Raw genomic sequence first — 16,964 nt, 5'->3', positions numbered from 1 at the left:
GAATCTTGTTTAGTCTAGCACGCTTCTATTGCCTTGTCAATGGTTTATACGTAGTTCGTACGATTCAAAAAAACAAAATCGGCACAACTATGTTGCACCGATTCCGTTTTATCTTTTATTCAGCTGATACTTTTAAAGTATTTTTCGACTGCCTCGTCAGGCATCAATATCCAAATTCACCGGTCCCTGCCGACTTTTACTTCGCAGTCAAACGCTCTGTTTCCAAAGCTATGCTTAGCTCTTCATTAGTCGGAATGGCCATGACCGTAACTTTTGACTCCGGCTTGGAGATGATTTTTTCGATTCCGCGCGCAACTTTGTTTGCTTCTTCATCAAAAACCAGACCTAAATAATCTAAGCCGCAGCAAATATCTTGCCGCTCGGCACTGCCATTTTCACCAACTCCGGCGGTAAATACAATTACATCCACACCGTTAAGTGCTGCTGTATAAGCTCCGATGTACTTGCGAACAGCATAAGAAAACATTTTTAACGCCAAATCAGCACGCGCATTACCTGCCGCTTTCGCCGCACCAAGATCGCGGAAATCCGAACCAACGCCCGATACACCGACCATGCCCGATTTTTTGTTCAAAATAGTATCAAGTTCGCTCAAACTGAGGTTCTCTTTTTCGCCTAAGAATTTCAATATTGCCGGGTCGATATCACCGCTGCGTGTACCCATAGGCACTCCAGCCAGCGGGGTAAAGCCCATAGAAGTATCAATGCATTTACCGTTTTTAATTGCCGCAATCGATGAGCCATTGCCTAAATGGCAGGTAATAATTTTCAAATCACGCCAGTCGCGGCCGAGAATTTTGCCAGCCCGTTCAGCAACATAAGCATGGGAAGTTCCGTGGAAACCGTAACGACGCACCTTATATTTCTCATAATACTCATAAGGGATGGCATACATATAAGCCTCAGCAGGCATTGTTTGATGGAAAGCGGTGTCAAAGACGGCGACTTGCGGCACATTCGGCATAGCCGCTTGGCACGCCTCAATACCGGTAAGATTCGGCGGATTGTGCAGCGGTGCCAAGTCAACACATTCTTCAATTGCTTTCTTAACTTCAGGGGTTATAACCGCAGCAGCGGCAAATTTTTCCCCTCCATGGACAACACGATGGCCTACAGCATCAATTTCGCTCATTGACTTGATAACGCCAACCGTTTTGTCGGTCAACAAACCCAATACCGCTTCAATTGCCGCAGTATGATCCGGCATATCGATCTTTTTTTCGATCTTATCAGCGTTATTACGTTTGTAGCTGAGCAAAGAATCGTTAATTCCGATCCGCTCTGCCAAACCCTTGGCCATGACTTCTTTGGTGTCGGTATTCAACAACTGATATTTCAGTGACGAAGAACCGGCATTAATAACCAATACTTTCATAAAGCTTCCTTTCGTTGCAACTAATAATTTATACCCTTCGGCAATTGTGCAAAACAACAGTCCAGCTTAAACAATCGCTGCCAACCGCCTATATTAAGTATCAGTGGGCCATAGCCTGTACCGCTGTTATTGCGATAACACCAACGATATCATCCGCTACGCAGCCACGGGAAAGATCGTTGACCGGGGCAGCTATACCTTGACAGATCGGCCCGTAAGCCTCAGCTTTGGCCAAACGTTGAACAAGTTTATAACCGATATTTCCGGCATTTAAATCTGGGAAAATCAACGTATTCGCCTTACCTGCAACTTTACTGCCGGGAGCTTTGGATTTACCTACGGACTCTACTAGTGCCGCATCCAGCTGCAGTTCGCCGTCAAGTTGCAAATCAGGGGCTTTGGCCTTTGCCAACTCAGTAGCTGCAATTACCTTGTCAACCAATGGATTTTTGGCCGAGCCTTTTGTCGAATATGAAAGCATGGCAACTTTCGGTTCTTTTTCCACCAGTTGACGGAAAGATGCGGCTGATGAAATAGCAATTTCCGCTAGGTCTTCTGCCGACGGATTCTCAACCAAACCTGAATCGCCGAAAATAAAATTACCTTCTTCTCCATATTGGCAGTCAGGTACGCACATTAAGAAAAATGCCGAAACGATGGCTGTGCCGGGAGCGGTTTTCAAAATTTGCAAAGCAGGACGTAAAGTATTGGCAGTGCTGTGTGCGGCACCCGAGACCATTCCATCAACTTCGCCCATTTTAACCATCATCACGGCAAAGAAGGTGTAGTCTTTCATAGTCTCTGCAGCTTTTTCCAAAGTCATGCCCTTGTTCTTACGTAATTCATAAAACTTTTCGATGTATTCGTCTTTCTTCTCGTAAGTAAGAGGATTGACAAATCTGACTTGGCTCAAATCCAAGCCTTCCGCTCGTTTTAGTACTTCTTCTTTGTCACCGATAAGGACTATTTTGGCCAAACCGGAAGCGGTAGCTTTGGCAGCTGCTTCCAAAACTCTTCGATCCTCAGATTCGGGCAAAACAATTGTTTTGCCGGCACTCTTGGCTCTGGCAATAATTCGATCAATTAATTTCATATTCGTTACCATCCATTCTGAAAAATAAGTGTATCTGCTACACTCGCTTATCACTCACAGTATAGGTAATTTTTCGTTTCAGTTCAACCGAAATAATGAAAAACGACACGCAAACGGCGGCCTCTCCCCAAAATGAATACCCTCACCACCGCAATGATGAGGGTATCGGAACAAAAAGGAATGAAGGGTAACTAAATTATAGTTACAACTGTGGTTATCATAGCATATATTCAAATTAACAAATACTATATTTTTGCTTTTCTTATAGCGTTACACCCGGCAAAATGTTAAACTTTTCAAGGAGGTATCAAAAAAGTATCAGATACGTATCGGATAATGCATTAAATAAAGTATTAAGTCAGATTATCTTAAGAGGTGTTTTATGAATGTAGCCGCCGTAATAGCTGAATACAACCCTTTTCATCACGGTCACGCCTGGCAGTATCGTGAGATTCGGCGCATATGCGGTGAAGATACCGCAATTATAAATGTTATGTCCGGGGAATTTACCCAACGTGGTGAACCGGCCATTTTGACTAAGTTTGTACGCGGTGAGCTGGCAATTAAAATGGGCAGTGATTTGGTTCTGGAACTGCCGCTTCCCTTTGCCTGTTCTGCCGCCGGAAGTTTTGCCGCCGGTGCCGTCCGACTTTTAGCCGCCACAGGCCTGCGCATGAATGTTTTTTGTGGGGCTGAAGACAGCGATCGGCCTGATATTTTTTATAATATTGCTAAAATTTTAATTGACGAGCCAAAAATTTTCGAGGATGAACTGCACTTATTGCTTGACAGCGGTAACAGTTTCGCCGTTGCACGCAGCCGAGCGGTAATAAAATTCTTATCTTCTCTTCAGCCTGATTGGTATCTAACGGCACTGCAAGAAGGCTTTAGCTTTGAAACTTTTTTTAAATCTTCCAATAATATTTTGGCACTTGAATATGCCGTAGCAATTTTGCGCTATCAGCTCAGCAAACAATTGACGTTGCATTTTCTGCCTCGACAGGGTCAAGCGGAAAAAGACAAGTCGCTTACGACAGCACCGGGTACTTGGCTCTCCGGTACGGCTCTCCGGCAGGCAATTTTAAGCACGTCATCCACCGCCGCGCTTTTACGGATTTTGGCCGGTAAAATGCCGGCGCATGTATTGGGTGAAATTCTTCTTCATCACAGGGAACATTCTATACCGACTTGTAATTCCCTGTCCCTGCCTCTTTTCGCGCGATTACGTGTCGCAACCCGAGAGGAACTGTCTTGCTCTCTCAACAGCAGTGAAGGTCTCTTGCGTGCCGCGCAAATTTTATTGCAAAAGCAGGGGCGAGAGTTGAAGAATTGGACCGATCTAGCTGTCGAGGTTACCGATAAACGACGGCCAACCGGACGGGTCAACCGTGCTTTCTGCGCTTTTTTACTGAATATCGACCAAAACGAATTTAATCTTCAGTTAAAGGCTGGCCCGTCCTACATACGGCCGCTTGCTTACAGCAAACGTGGGCGTTATCTGCTGAGGCTGCTCCGGCAAAAAGCAACTTTACCGTTAATCAACAATGCTTCCGATTTTTTAGAATACCTCCCCACCGATGCGGTACGGCAGCAAGGTGAGCTATGCTTAAGGGCGGCCGATTTAATTGCCTACAGTTTGCAGCGGCCGGGCGGCACCGAATTTAATGAGTTTGCCCGCGCTGGTAAATATCTTTCCGGTGACAGCTGAGTCTCAAAAGTGGTCCGTTTGCTAGACAGCTAGTTTGCATTTAACTATCTCAAGTGTTAAAATTATTGCATTTTAAAGTATTTGGTAGAGGTGGAGTTATGGCAGAAGGTACAGATATAAACAGATCTCAAGATGTGCATGAGACGCAAGAAACCAACATATATGATATTTTATCCGAACGTGGCTACATTGCTCAGTGCACTCATCCGGAAGAAGTTCGCAAGTTGCTCAGTAAACCAGGCGTTACATTTTACATAGGTTTTGATCCGACAGCGGACAGTTTGCACGCCGGTCATTTTATCCAAGTTATGATCATGGCTCATATGCAAAAAGCAGGGCATCGGCCAATTGCCTTGATGGGCGGCGGAACCGGAATGATCGGTGATCCCTCAGGGCGCAGCGACCTACGCAAAATGATGACCCGTGAAACGGTACAACACAACGTCGACTGTATAAAAGCGCAAATGAGCCGTCTGATTGAATTCGGCCCGGGCAAAGCTACGATCGCTAACAATGCGGACTGGCTTCTCAATCTTAATTACATTGATTTTTTGCGTGAATTCGGCCCTTGTTTCAGCGTTAACCGCATGTTGACCGCCGAATGCTACAAAAAGCGTTTAGAGGTCGGGCTCACTTTCCTTGAATTCAATTATATGTTGATGCAGGCCTATGACTTTTATAAATTGCACGAGAGTATGAATTGCCGCTTGGAGCTCGGTGGTGACGATCAGTGGTCAAACATTTTGGCCGGGACCGACCTTATCCGTCGTAAAACCGGAGAAGAAACCTACGGCCTGACTTTCCGGCTGCTTACCACAAGTGAAGGTATTAAGATGGGCAAAACCGCCAATGGAGCTCTCTGGCTTGATCCGGATAAATGCCCACCGTTTGAATTCTATCAATTCTGGCGGAACATTGCCGATGCCGATGTAATCAACTGCCTAAAAATGGTCACCTTTGTTTCTATGGACGAAATTCGTGCCTATGAAAAGTTGGAAGGCTCGGAAATCAATACCGCCAAAAAGCGTCTGGCGTTTGAGGTAACCAAACTCATACATGGGGAAGAAATTGCTGCCCAATGTCAGCAACAAGCGATTGAGCTGTTTGAAGGCGGCGGACGATCGCAATCTATGGAAACGGCCGAGCTTGGATCTTCTGACTTAGGCAAAACCACCATTTTAGACAGTTTGTTGGCCGTGAAACTCATTCCGTCTAAAGGTGAAGGGCGTCGCTTGATGCAGCAGAACGGCCTCTTCTTAAATGAAAAAGTTATCGCTGACTTCAGCCGCACTTGGTGTGCCGATGATTTCGCTAACGGCGAGGCTATTATTCGCAAGGGCAAAAAGAAATACTATCGTTTCATCTTGAAGTAAAGCCTGCATTTAAAGCTTACTTCAGCCAAAACTTAGTAGCTTAAAGAACTTATTTAGACTAACGCCCGGTTTGCGTTTACACAGCCGGGTGTTTTATGTTCTTTGATGATGATTCATGTGGCGATCGGCGGAACTGCTATGACCAGGTCGATGATGCTTATTCAGTAATTTGCTGATGTGACGGCTGACAATAGCCTGTTGGCGATCCATGGCCATAATTTCAGCATACTGCCACTGGCGCACGCTGAGTAACATCCCGACGATCAGAATCAATACTGCCCAAACGGTTACATTTTCCGTGTACGTCACACGGGTGTCCCGTGACCTAGCAGCCGCTCGTAGATCAAGTGACTGCTCGGGATACAAGGTTCCGTAGCTACCGCGATACTGTAATTTCGGTAAAGTGCCATTGCCGATAAAATATTGCCAAAGTTGCGGACTTTCTTCCTGTTCGATTTTTATCAGGCAAAATTCCCCACTAACCTTCGCCGTATACAAAATTCGCTTATCTGCGGTAACTGCAGCCGCCGAATCCGTTGCCGTTGCAGCCGCATTCGCCGCCGCTGCCTGTTCGTCAATAAAGTTAACACTCTCAGTTCCGTCAGGCATTGTGCCAGCATAGATTAACAGGCTACGCTGCCCGCCCGCCCGTATTAACCAGCGGTTTACCGAACGATTGATACCGAATTGCAGCCCGGACAATCGCCAGCGTTGATTAAAACCTTTACGCATTATCACCAAGCCGTTCCACTCCGGTTTATCGTGCATGCGAAAAAGCACCACTCCGGTACTGCGAAACCTAAGCATCCCGCAAACTTCCGGTTCCATTTCAGCCCGGTGTAAAGACAGTTCTGGCAAAGCAGCCAATTTCTCCTTGATAACTTCCGGCCAAGTAAGCGGATCATCAAAGCTCAAGTTATAGCTGACCCGATATACATTTACGGCTAAAAGAATAGTAAGAACTGCAATAATCATCGCCCCTAAGCGATGTTTAAGTATTAACCACTTATCTCGCAACACAAATTCAGCCGCCCCTTAGTAAGACATTCGTCATCCAACTTTCATCATTCATTACTGTAAAAAAAAAAGAGCGGCAAAACTGCTGCTCTTTAAAATCAATTCATGAAGCTTACTTTGCTGCGTTCAGAGCCTTGGCTAAAGCGGACTTGCGACGAGCAACTGTGTTCTTATGCAAACGGCCTTTGCAAGCAGCTTGATCCAACTTTTTCTGAACAGAGCGATAAATTTCAGAAGCATGTTCGTTAGATTCGGCAACGGCAACGCGGGCCTTCTTGACAGCAGTACGAATTTCACTTCGTTTGATCTTGTTAGCTGCTGCTTTTTTTTGCAGAACCTTCACACGCTTAATCGCGGATTTAATATTCGGCATCGTTTCACCTCCTATGTTGACGTTGCAACTTAAATAGCTATGTAATTTTAACACAGCTATATTTTTTTTGCAACGGGCAATTAGTCTTCAGACCGCGTCAATTTATTGTAGATTTTGGGAGCCCAAGAACCTATATAAAGTCAATACTTGTAACCACGTCTGTTATAGATTGACGAATCTATACAACGAATCCCGCTTACTCCTTTCAGATCCAAAACATATACTAAATCATACTTTTCAACTTTTTGCCAAGCTAATGATTTTGATAATTGATAATCCTTCATGCTATTTTCCTCACCGTATCTATATTCAACAATGACCATTTGTTTTTATCAATTATTGAAATGTTATGTGTAACTACAATAATAGTATTTCTTGACTTTGATAAAGATTCCATTATCTTTTTTGCTGTCGTATCATCCATTCCTGTAGTTGGTTCATCTAGTAATAGTAATTTTTTGTTCTGTATTAAGCTTCTTATTATTTTTATATATTGTTTCTCTCCACCACTCATTAATGATACATCTTCTCTGTTGCTGTATTTATCTTCATAATTCCAATCTGAAAAAATATTATTATAATTATATGCACCATACAATGTTACATTACTATAAAAATCATCCGAAAAAATTATTTGTTCTTGAGATAAATAAGAAATTTCATCAATCGAATAATTAAAAGCGGGAGTAACCTTCACATTATTAGATATCTTTCCAGCTAATAATTTCAATAATGTAGATTTACCTGATCCGCTCTCCCCAAAAATAATATATTTACCACCTTCTCTAAATTCGCAGTTATAAATATATTTCTTTTCAGGATAAGCAACTTCAACATTATCCAAAATCAATCTTTTATTAATGAACAAATCAATCGTCTTAACATCTGTATATTCTTGATTAAGAAATTCATTTAGGTCTTTTCTGATATCTTCTGTACTATTAATAGCATTAATACAATATAAAATTTCTATTAAAGGATCTGTAAATGACTTAGAATATGAAAAGAACATCACTACTTCACCTATACTAATAATATTTATCATAGAGAAATATACTGATATAATTAATACAAGCATTTCCAGAATCATTATTAGACCACCTGATGCCAGATTACTAACTATTTTAACTGATCCATAAGCTAATCTTTTGTAACTTAATAAAGTTGTCTCGTCTGAAAATTTTTTATTAAATGACTTTTTAACTTTAGAATCAATCATATCAAAAGCTCTTAACAATTCATTGACTATATTAGCATACTTTTCATTTTGCTTAATATATATAGATGCAAAAGATTTAAGCTTTCCTTTAAAGATTTTCGGAATAAATACAACAGCTAAAGATAATATAACAATGATAAAAAATATTAATCTATTATGAACAAATGTTATTGTTCCATATATTAAAATTGAAAATATTGATTTAAGCAAAGATATTTTAGGTGTTAAATAATCTTGTTCAATTTGCGTAATATTTTTGGTCAATATTGCATAATATTCTTCTGTCTTTTTACTAGAAAATTTATCATAACTTAACTCTGTAAACCTCGAAAAAATTATCTTTTGCATTCTATTTTCAAAGTCTATCGCTGTACGCCAAACAAATTTTTCTGACAAAAAAGTAAATAATAGATAGAGTAAAATTGCAATCAAATAACATATAAATATTTTTTTCAAATAAATAAAAGATGATTGTGGAATTACATTGTCTATTAAACTTTTATGTAATATAGGAATTATTGCTATAGCTATAGTCGATAGTATAGAGAAAAATATTTGTAATATAATATATTTCCTAGACTTTTTTATTATTTTATTAATCATTTTTCCCTCCGTAGCATCATGTCTAATTATATCAATATATTAATTTTTTTACAACGGGCAATTAGTCTTTGACCGCGTCAATTTATTGTAGGTTTTGGGATCCCAAGAACCAATATAAGGCTCTTGGGCTCTCTTTTGTTTTATCTTTTTTCATAAACCTGCAAAAACGTTACGCGGTATTAGTCTTATTTTCAACTGCCTTACTTTCATGTTAAGGATATTCCTTGGGTATCGCGTTGACTTATTAGCTCAATTATTGTATTATTTAGTTGTTCGTACAAATGATTATTATGACATTTCCGTATCTGCTCAAAGCCACAAGAGCAGACACTTCGTATCCCCCTTATGCAAAAGCCGCATCGTTAAGATGCGGCTTTTGTTCGGTCAATTATGCATTTTTATGTACTGGCCATCTGGCCTAAGTCCAACAGGTATAAGTCCGTCAGGCCTCAGCAAATATCTCACGTATCGGACTCATTATTTCGCTCGTCCGCCACTTTGCAAAAATTCGTCTATGGCCACGGCAGCTTTTTTTCCGGCACCCATCGCTTGAATTACGGTTGCAGCTCCGGTTACCGCATCACCGCCGGCATAAACTCCGTCTCTTGACGTTTTCATCGAATCATTGACGTTAAAGCAACCCCACTTGTTTGTATCAAGGTCAGGCGTTGTATGTTTAATCAACGGATTGGGCGTGGTCCCGATTGAAACGATTACGGTATCAACATCAATTATTTCATTTGACCCCTCAATCGGAATAGGGCGACGGCGGCCGGAAGCATCAGGTTCGCCTAATTGCATTTTAATTATTTCCATACCGACGACCTCATCATTCTCGTTGCCGATGATTCGCACTGGGTTACACAAATTTCTGAAAATGATCTGCTCTTCTTTGGCGTGATGTACTTCCTCACGACGAGCCGGCATTTCTTCCTCTGAACGACGATAAACGATGTAAACTTTCTCAGCTCCCAGACGGATTGCTGAACGAGCCGCGTCCATGGCAACGTTTCCGCCACCGATAACTGCTACATTTTTGCTATGGCGGATAGGTGTATGGTAGTGTGCCTGGTCGTATGCTTTCATTAAGTTGGTTCGAGTCAAATATTCATTGGCCGAATATACACCGATGAGTGACTCACCTGGGATATTCATAAATGAAGGTAGACCGGCACCGGTACCTATGAACACCGCTTCATAGCCCATTTCGTGTATCAATTCATCTATCGTAAGAATCCGTCCGATAACCATATCCAAACAAATTTCCACGCCTAATTTTTTTAGATTTTCGATTTCGCGCTGCACGATCGCTTTAGGAAGACGGAATTCAGGGATGCCGTAAACCAAAACGCCACCTGGGGTATGGAAGGCCTCAAATATGGTTACCTTGTAACCTTTTTGCGCCAAATCACGTGCGCAGGTCAAACCGGATGGTCCGGCACCGAGAATCGCAACTTTGTGTCCGTTGCACGGTGGCGGGGTCAGGTTGTCTTCTACATTAAGGCGGTGATAGTCGGCCGAAAAGCGTTCCAAACGACCGATGCCGACAGACTCGCCTTTCTTGCCTCGAACACAACGGCTTTCGCATTGGCTTTCCTGTGGGCAAACACGGCCGCAGACCGCCGGCAAACCGTTGGTTTCGCATATCTTCTGATAAGCGGCTTCGAACTCACCTTCAGTAATTAATTTGATAAATTCTGGAATCTTTACATTTACCGGGCACCCATCCACGCAAGGACGGTGACGACAGTTTAAGCAACGCTGCGCTTCTTCAACAGCCATTTCTTCTGTGTAGCCGGTAGAAACTTCAGCAAAATTTTTGTTGCGTACCAGCGGATCTTGTTCCGGCATCGGTACTTTGGTCATGGAACGATTAATCATGTATATTATCCTCTCTCTTGATGTTTGTTGGTAGGTATTCGCCTATCTTATCGTTAAGCGTGATTGATGCCGATTCGGCATTGGTGGTCACGTTCCATTTCTTGTTGACGATAAAATTTGTTACGGCTCATCAAAGACTTAAAGTCTACTTCATGGCCGTCGAACTCCGGTCCGTCAACGCATGCAAACTTGACTTTGCCGCCGACGGTCACGCGGCAACCGCCGCACATACCGGTTCCATCAATCATGATAGGATTCAAGGATACTAAAGTTTTTATTCCATATTCTTTGGTAATGTCGCAGATAAACTTCATCATGATAACCGGGCCGATGGCGATTACCAAGTCGTAATTAGCTCCGCCTTCAATCAAACTGCGCAGCTTGTCGGTAACAAAGCCTTTTTCACCGTAACTTCCGTCATCGGTAGTTATATATAAATTATCTGAAATTGCCCTCATCTCATCTTCCAAAATAACTATATCTTTATTTCGGAAACCGGCAATTACGTCAACGTGCGCCCCCAAATTGTGCAATGCTTTGGCTGAGGGATAAGCAATGGCGTTACCCACACCGCCTCCGATAACACAGGCACGTTTGTAGCCTTCGAGTTCAGAAGGGCGTCCCAACGGACCGACAAAATCGGCTATACATTCTCCGGCTTTTTTGGTTGCCAGCAGGCGCGTTCCTTCACCCGCTTTTTGGAAAATTATCGTTACCGTACCCTTTTCCGGATCGGTATCCGCGACGGTCAGAGGAATTCTTTCTCCAAATTCATCTGTCCTGAAGATAATAAACTGCCCGGCTTTGGCTTTTCGCGCAATTAGCGGGGCTTCTATCTTCATCAACACTACATTTTCATTCAAATCTCTTCGCTCAGCGATTTTAAACATAGTTCTGCCTCCGTATATATTTTTGTTCCCATTTCATAGTAAGTTATTTTAATTAGCCTCGCAACGCTTTTGGCTGATGACTCGAGGAAATAACAAAAATCTTATACTTTTTCCGTGCAAAGGCAATTTTATGTAGTTAAATTTAATTTTTAAAAATTCTTTATAAACGTTTTTGATTTACATACTTAGCTAAAATTATTTACAGGATAATGCTATAATGAAAGCAATATAGAAAAATTAATTAATTGCACTTCGCATACAAAATTTGTCAAAAGCTGTAATTATTAAATAAACAATCATTTACCTGAAATAATGTTAGGAGGTCTAACCTAATGCAAGATACCACTCCTCCCAAAAGGGGCGTGTCAATTAAAGAACGCATCAAAAGAACCGCCACCGGTCGTAAGCCTGCACACAGTTTTTCTGCTGCCAGCACGCAAGTGACGACGGCCACCGGATCTGTTACTGAGGCCGGGGGCAGATTCATCGGCAAAACACGCACTAAGTCTGCCGACAGAGGCAACGTCAAGTCTGTCAATGAATTTATCGGCAAAACCACCGCCAAGCCGGCAGCCAAACTTGCCGCCAAACCTGCCGGCAAAGCCACCACCAAGCATGCAGCCAAACTTGCCGCCAAACCTACCGGCAAACCTGTGCCCAAAACCACCGCCAAAAGAAAACACGTGGTTCGCCACCCTGAATCGGTTATATCATCAAAATCACAGATAACACCTTTGACCACTCAATCTGAGCAAAGCAAAACATCGACACTAAAAATATACATACCAGATTCAGCAGCTTCTTCTGCCGCCAAAACGACTGAGTCTACTGCGGTTAAGAGCAAAAACAAAACAGTTCAGCCAAAAAGCAGAACTGCCAGATCAGGCCGTAATAAACAAAATCAACGGCCAACTCCAGCCAATAAGCTGACCTCGGAGCAAACTATCACCCCAGCCACATTTACAGCTTCCCAACTGCCAGCGATACGTGAAAACATCTGGTCGAGCTTAGATATCGCCCGCTCCGAGCCACACTACTCACCGTCTTTTAAAGCCCTACGCATGCGCAAAGGAACATCCCTGAATTTGAAATCCGAAGCCGACAAAGCAAAGCCCAAAACCAAAGTAAAGGCCTTGCGTGTAATTCCATTAAGCGGTTTATGCGAAGTAGGTCGTAACATGACCGTACTTGAATACGGCAACGATATGATAATCATTGACTGCGGCGTTTCCTTTCCTGACGATTCGCATCCGGGTATTGACTCCATCATTCCCAACATGGAGTACGTCTTCAAAAACGTGCACAAATTGCGCGGCGTTTTTATTACTCACGGGCATGAAGATCATATCGGAGCATTGAGTTGGCTCATGGAAAAAATTGACGCACCGGTGTATGCTACGCCATTACCGATTGAACTGATCCGCTACAAGCTGGAAGATCGCGGCATTAAAGGCAAAGACAAGTTGTTACGCACTGTCCATGACGGCGACGTCATCAAGGCCGGCTGTTTATCGGTAGAATACATTCATGTCAACCACAGCATTGCCGATGCCTGTGCGTTGGCGATAAGAACACCTATTGGTACGGTAATTCATACCGGCGACTTCAAAATCGACTACACGCCCATTAACGGTGGGGTAATCGATCTGCCGCGTCTGGCCTCCATCGGTTCAGAAGGGGTCCTGCTGCTGCTTTGCGAAAGTACCAATATTGAACGGGCTGGTTTCTCGCCGTCCGAAAAAGTTGTCGGCGAAACATTTGCCGGGATTTTTGCCGAAGCTACCGGACGGGTAATCGTAGCGACTTTTTCTTCCAACGTATACAGAATTCAGCAGATCATAGATGCCGCCGAGCGTCACAACCGCAAAGTTGCTTTAATCGGGCGGTCCATGCAAAATGTTTTCCGCGCTGCCGACTCTCTCGGATATATAAAGCGTCGTGCCGACACCATAATCGATTTGGCCAATGTCGATAACTACGCGCCGGAGGAATTGGTCATAATCACTACCGGAAGTCAAGGTGAGCCGCTGGCCGCCTTAACAAGAATGGCCTTTGATGAGCATCGCAAAGTTGAAATAAATCCCAGCGACACGATTATTATCTCAGCCACCCCAATTCCCGGCAACGAAAAGCCGATTTATCGGGTAATTAACGAGCTATATAAAAAAGGTGCCAAAGTTATTTATTCCAGTTTGGCACATATTCATGTTTCCGGACACGCTTATCGTGAAGAGATAAAATTGATTCACGAATTATTGCGGCCAAAGTATTTTATCCCGGTGCACGGGGAATATCGTATGCTTCATTTGCACGCTGAATTGGCGCATGAAATTGGTCAACCTTGGGACACAATATTCATCTTGAACAATGGCGACATTTGTCAGATAACCGAAAACGACGCTAAAATCGTTGGTTCCTTCAACGCCGAGCCGGTGTTGATCGACGGGAAATCGGCAACCACGCTTGACAATAATGTACTGGAGTCGCGCAAAATTTTGGCGGAAGAAGGAATTATCGTCATCTCATTGTGCGTCAACAAGGCAACGCAAACTTTGGCCGCCGCTCCAGCGATTCAGACCCGAGGTTTCGTTTATCAAAGTGATTTATCCGACATCGAAAGTGAAACTACTGCTTTGATTCATCGCTATATAAAAAAGGTCGTAAATAATAATAAACCGTTAGCCGATATGTTGCGCAGTCATCAATTCCGCGATCAACTTTATTCTCTGTTCTACGAGAAAACCTCACGGCGGCCTATTGTGTTGGTCTCAGTTTTGGAAGTGTGACGAAAAGGTGAAATAATGGATAACCAAACCCATAATGCTGCGGGTATCCTTGGGGCTGTGGTTGAAAAATTTGTTTCACCGGATGATAACACAACGTTACATAGCGAAGATGGTGAAACAAAAATTGATGTGCGTTTCGTGGATGAAACAGTTTGGCTGACGCAACAACAACTATGCGATCTTTATCAGACAAGTAAATCCAACATCAGTGAGCACATTAAACATATTTTTGAATAGGAAGAACTTGAGGGAAATGCAGTTGTTCGGAAATTCCGAACAACTGCATCAGACGAAAAAAATATCTTACTACCTAGTCTACACTATGAAACAGGCCATTCAAATAGCTTTACCATAGCAAAAAAAGCTGCCATGAAGCTCCCTGCTGGTAAGTCGGATTCCCTCATAGATTTCTTCCTGGTTCTTTTTGATTTCCTCAATATCTGATTCGTAAATATTGCCGATGGAATTGACACGCTTGGCAATTTGGTTTTCGCTGTTGGAGATGCTTTTCATTCTGAGTGTCAGCTCACGGAGTTCAGGCATATCCAATTTCACGACGTATCCGTCGATTACCATTTTGCGGATATAGGCACTCATGTTTTCAATGCCAGCATGCTCCATTTTCTTTTTTATCAGAGCTTGCTCTTTTTCATCTACAAAGAACTTTACCTGTATCGGTCGTTTGCGATTTCTGTTATCTGGCATAGGTGTTTCCCTCACTCATAACTGACAAAATCCTTTTCAACCAACTCATAATCGACCGATGATTGAAGCTGACCAAGCTGATCTTTCCAAGAATCAATATTGGTTCTCACCTTGCGGAAACCAAGTGATTCGTAAACGTGCTGCGCTCTTGTGTTTGTTAAGTTGGTATCGAGGACGATTTTGGAATAGCCATTTCTGAATAGCCAACCGATCAGCATACTCAAAACCTTTCTTCCGACACCACGGTTCTGATAATCGGTTTCGCAGATCTTAATGCCGATTTCTGCAACACCGTCCGCTATGTTACGGTAATTGCACTCACCGATCAGACGGTCGCTTTCCTCAATGACCATGCAACCGTTGCCAAATCTTTCAATAATTTCTTCCTCGGTTGTTCCCAAGCCGTTAGGAAAGCCTGCATGTGCCATCACAGCACCATCATTCCACCAAGCGGCAAGCTGCTTCGCATCCGCAACCTCGGCTTGACGGATGGTTAAGTTTTCATATTGGATTTTGGTCATTTCTTTTCTCCCATGAACAGCAAGTGATTGGTCATACCAAGCAGTTCCGGCTTTTCGCAGATGTAGAAGTGATAGCGAAGATACTGCGTATAGTCCTCGTCGCTCATTTCGTTGATCCTTGCCGCCAAAAGCTCGCTTGCTCCGTCGGATGCAACCTCGTGTAAGATATTTATACCGCCATCTGCAAGAAGTTTTCTCGCAGCACCAACCGTATGAAACACAAACGGAAAGTCGTTGAGCTTGAATGTTTCCTTATCGTAATCACCGTTGCTGAAATAATTCACATCGTATCCGAACTCGGTAAGGAAAACAAAATCGTTGGAAATAAAAGCGAAGAAGATCTTGCCGCCGTCCTTGCAGACACGCTTTGCTTCGCTGATACATTTCTGTTTGTCCGCATCATTTTTCAAATGATAAAGCGGGCCGAACAGAAGGACAATATCAAACGACTTATCTGCATATCGAGAGAGGTCAAGGGCATTGCCTTGAACAAGATCGATTTTATCTTCGGGTGTCAGTTTCTTTTTGAATGCGACAATATTGGCATCGGCAAGTTCAAGAGCCGAGACTTCATAACCCTTACGAGCAAAGTAGAGGCTGTATTCACCTGCACCTGCGCCAATGTCGAGTATCTTGTCGCCATCTTTCAAATATTTTTCTATGTAGTGAACGGTAGTCAAAAATTCAACTCGTGCGGCTTTGGAATGATTGAGCCTTGCATCTTCGTTGAATATATCGTAGGTTCTGTTTACACGTTCACTCTCTTTTTCTATTTTTGCAAGTTGTTCAAAGTCCATTTTATTTATACCCCTAATTCAGAAAGATCCCAATCTGTCCAAGAACCCACCATACCATTTGTGTGGTGAATTGATTGCGTGTGCTGAATGGTAATAATCTGTTTCATATTGTTATACCTCAATTTCTCTCAAAGCCCATTCTTAATTCGGTGTTTGGTATACCGAGCTTTAGTCCAAAGGCTTGTACTCAGTAACAGATTTGAGATACGCCTCCGGGTTACCATTCAAAACGATGACGGCATACGTCAGCAGGCCATTGTAGATCAGATCGTCAAACGTGCCCACTCGTTCGTGTGTACGCACGGTATAACACAGCAATCATTCTATTTTCAATAGGCGCGACGGAAGTTATCGCCATTTAGCAATATTATTTTGTACTAAAATCTAATTTTCGATTTTAACAGTGCCAATTATACTGTGCATCGAAATACCTATCTATCGACTTTACGGTTTTACTGTCTTATCGGCACACGGCCGATGGTCGATCATTTTCATGAACAGGTGATGGCAAAAGGTAAAATTGTTGGTCAAGCACGCACAATGGTTGTAACAGCAAGTATCCCACGCTGTATTGAATATTACTTTGCGATTAATAAATGCTT

The 16,964-nt window shown here is 42.8% G+C and carries 15 protein-coding genes; 4 read left to right on the top strand and 11 right to left on the bottom strand.

The window, feature by feature from the left end; genetic code table 11:
* Positions 1–196: 196 nt before the first annotated feature.
* Positions 197–1,396 carry an acetate/propionate family kinase gene (locus HMPREF0868_RS01945; protein WP_012993037.1) on the bottom strand — a complete coding sequence of 400 codons (1,200 nt, stop codon included), beginning with the start codon at positions 1,394–1,396 and terminating at the stop codon, positions 197–199.
* A 100-nt stretch (positions 1,397–1,496) separates the two neighbouring features.
* Positions 1,497–2,489 (bottom strand): phosphate acetyltransferase, encoded by a 993-nt coding sequence (gene pta, locus HMPREF0868_RS01940; protein ID WP_012993036.1) that lies wholly within the window; start codon positions 2,487–2,489, stop codon positions 1,497–1,499.
* Positions 2,490–2,871: 382 nt separating this feature from the next.
* Here pta and HMPREF0868_RS01935 point away from each other — a divergent pair, with 382 nt between their 5' ends.
* Together HMPREF0868_RS01935 and tyrS are read left to right on the top strand one after the other, a co-directional pair.
* Positions 2,872–4,197, top strand: a complete 1,326-nt coding sequence (locus HMPREF0868_RS01935) for a tRNA(Met) cytidine acetate ligase (RefSeq protein ID WP_012993035.1) — start codon at positions 2,872–2,874, stop codon at positions 4,195–4,197.
* Between the two features lie 98 nt (positions 4,198–4,295).
* Positions 4,296–5,570 carry a tyrosine--tRNA ligase gene (gene tyrS, locus HMPREF0868_RS01930; protein WP_012993034.1) on the top strand — a complete coding sequence of 425 codons (1,275 nt, stop codon included), beginning with the start codon at positions 4,296–4,298 and terminating at the stop codon, positions 5,568–5,570.
* Between the two features lie 93 nt (positions 5,571–5,663).
* Here the strand turns inward: tyrS and HMPREF0868_RS01925 are convergent, their stop codons facing one another.
* From HMPREF0868_RS01925 to HMPREF0868_RS01905, 5 genes are all read right to left on the bottom strand, one after another.
* Positions 5,664–6,590 carry a hypothetical protein gene (locus tag HMPREF0868_RS01925; protein ID WP_012993033.1) on the bottom strand — a complete coding sequence of 309 codons (927 nt, stop codon included), beginning with the start codon at positions 6,588–6,590 and terminating at the stop codon, positions 5,664–5,666.
* A 109-nt stretch (positions 6,591–6,699) separates the two neighbouring features.
* A complete protein-coding gene (gene rpsT / locus HMPREF0868_RS01920; protein ID WP_012993032.1) occupies positions 6,700–6,960 on the bottom strand; it encodes a 30S ribosomal protein S20 in 261 nt (86 codons plus the stop codon).
* Between the two features lie 280 nt (positions 6,961–7,240).
* Positions 7,241–8,782, bottom strand: coding sequence for an ATP-binding cassette domain-containing protein (locus tag HMPREF0868_RS01915; protein ID WP_012993030.1), 1,542 nt, complete (start codon positions 8,780–8,782; stop codon positions 7,241–7,243).
* Positions 8,783–9,259: 477 nt separating this feature from the next.
* Complete coding sequence (gene gltA / locus HMPREF0868_RS01910) at positions 9,260–10,663, bottom strand: NADPH-dependent glutamate synthase (protein WP_012993029.1); 1,404 nt, start codon at positions 10,661–10,663, stop codon at positions 9,260–9,262.
* Between the two features lie 53 nt (positions 10,664–10,716).
* Entirely contained in the window at positions 10,717–11,553 is an 837-nt protein-coding gene (locus HMPREF0868_RS01905) for a sulfide/dihydroorotate dehydrogenase-like FAD/NAD-binding protein (protein WP_012993028.1), read from the bottom strand.
* Positions 11,554–11,885: 332 nt separating this feature from the next.
* On the opposite strand from HMPREF0868_RS01905, the gene HMPREF0868_RS01900 reads away from it, so the two are divergent.
* Positions 11,886–14,339 carry a ribonuclease J gene (locus tag HMPREF0868_RS01900; protein ID WP_012993027.1) on the top strand — a complete coding sequence of 818 codons (2,454 nt, stop codon included), beginning with the start codon at positions 11,886–11,888 and terminating at the stop codon, positions 14,337–14,339.
* 15 nt (positions 14,340–14,354) lie between these two features.
* Positions 14,355–14,576 (top strand): virulence RhuM family protein, encoded by a 222-nt coding sequence (locus HMPREF0868_RS01895; RefSeq protein WP_012993026.1) that lies wholly within the window; start codon positions 14,355–14,357, stop codon positions 14,574–14,576.
* Positions 14,577–14,675: 99 nt separating this feature from the next.
* Here the strand turns inward: HMPREF0868_RS01895 and HMPREF0868_RS01890 are convergent, their stop codons facing one another.
* The 4 genes from HMPREF0868_RS01890 to HMPREF0868_RS08625 all read right to left on the bottom strand — a co-directional run bounded on the left by HMPREF0868_RS01890 (position 14,676) and on the right by HMPREF0868_RS08625 (position 16,647).
* Positions 14,676–15,044 (bottom strand): plasmid mobilization protein, encoded by a 369-nt coding sequence (locus HMPREF0868_RS01890; protein WP_012993025.1) that lies wholly within the window; start codon positions 15,042–15,044, stop codon positions 14,676–14,678.
* 11 nt (positions 15,045–15,055) lie between these two features.
* Positions 15,056–15,565: a GNAT family N-acetyltransferase gene (locus HMPREF0868_RS01885; protein ID WP_012993024.1), complete on the bottom strand. Its 510-nt coding sequence runs from the start codon at positions 15,563–15,565 to the stop codon at positions 15,056–15,058.
* Positions 15,562–16,362 (bottom strand): class I SAM-dependent methyltransferase, encoded by an 801-nt coding sequence (locus HMPREF0868_RS01880; protein ID WP_041705655.1) that lies wholly within the window; start codon positions 16,360–16,362, stop codon positions 15,562–15,564. Before HMPREF0868_RS01880 ends, HMPREF0868_RS01885 begins: the two co-directional genes overlap by 4 nt.
* A gap of 168 nt (positions 16,363–16,530) precedes the next feature.
* A complete protein-coding gene (locus HMPREF0868_RS08625; RefSeq protein ID WP_012993021.1) occupies positions 16,531–16,647 on the bottom strand; it encodes a DUF6061 family protein in 117 nt (38 codons plus the stop codon).
* Positions 16,648–16,964 lie beyond the last annotated feature (317 nt).

It is taken from the genome of Mageeibacillus indolicus UPII9-5 (assembly GCF_000025225.2).
In the GTDB taxonomy this organism is placed as follows: Bacteria; Bacillota; Clostridia; order Saccharofermentanales; family Fastidiosipilaceae; genus Mageeibacillus; species Mageeibacillus indolicus.
The sequence above is the reverse complement of the archived record's forward strand: the minus strand, read 5'-3'. Positions and strand labels throughout refer to the sequence as shown.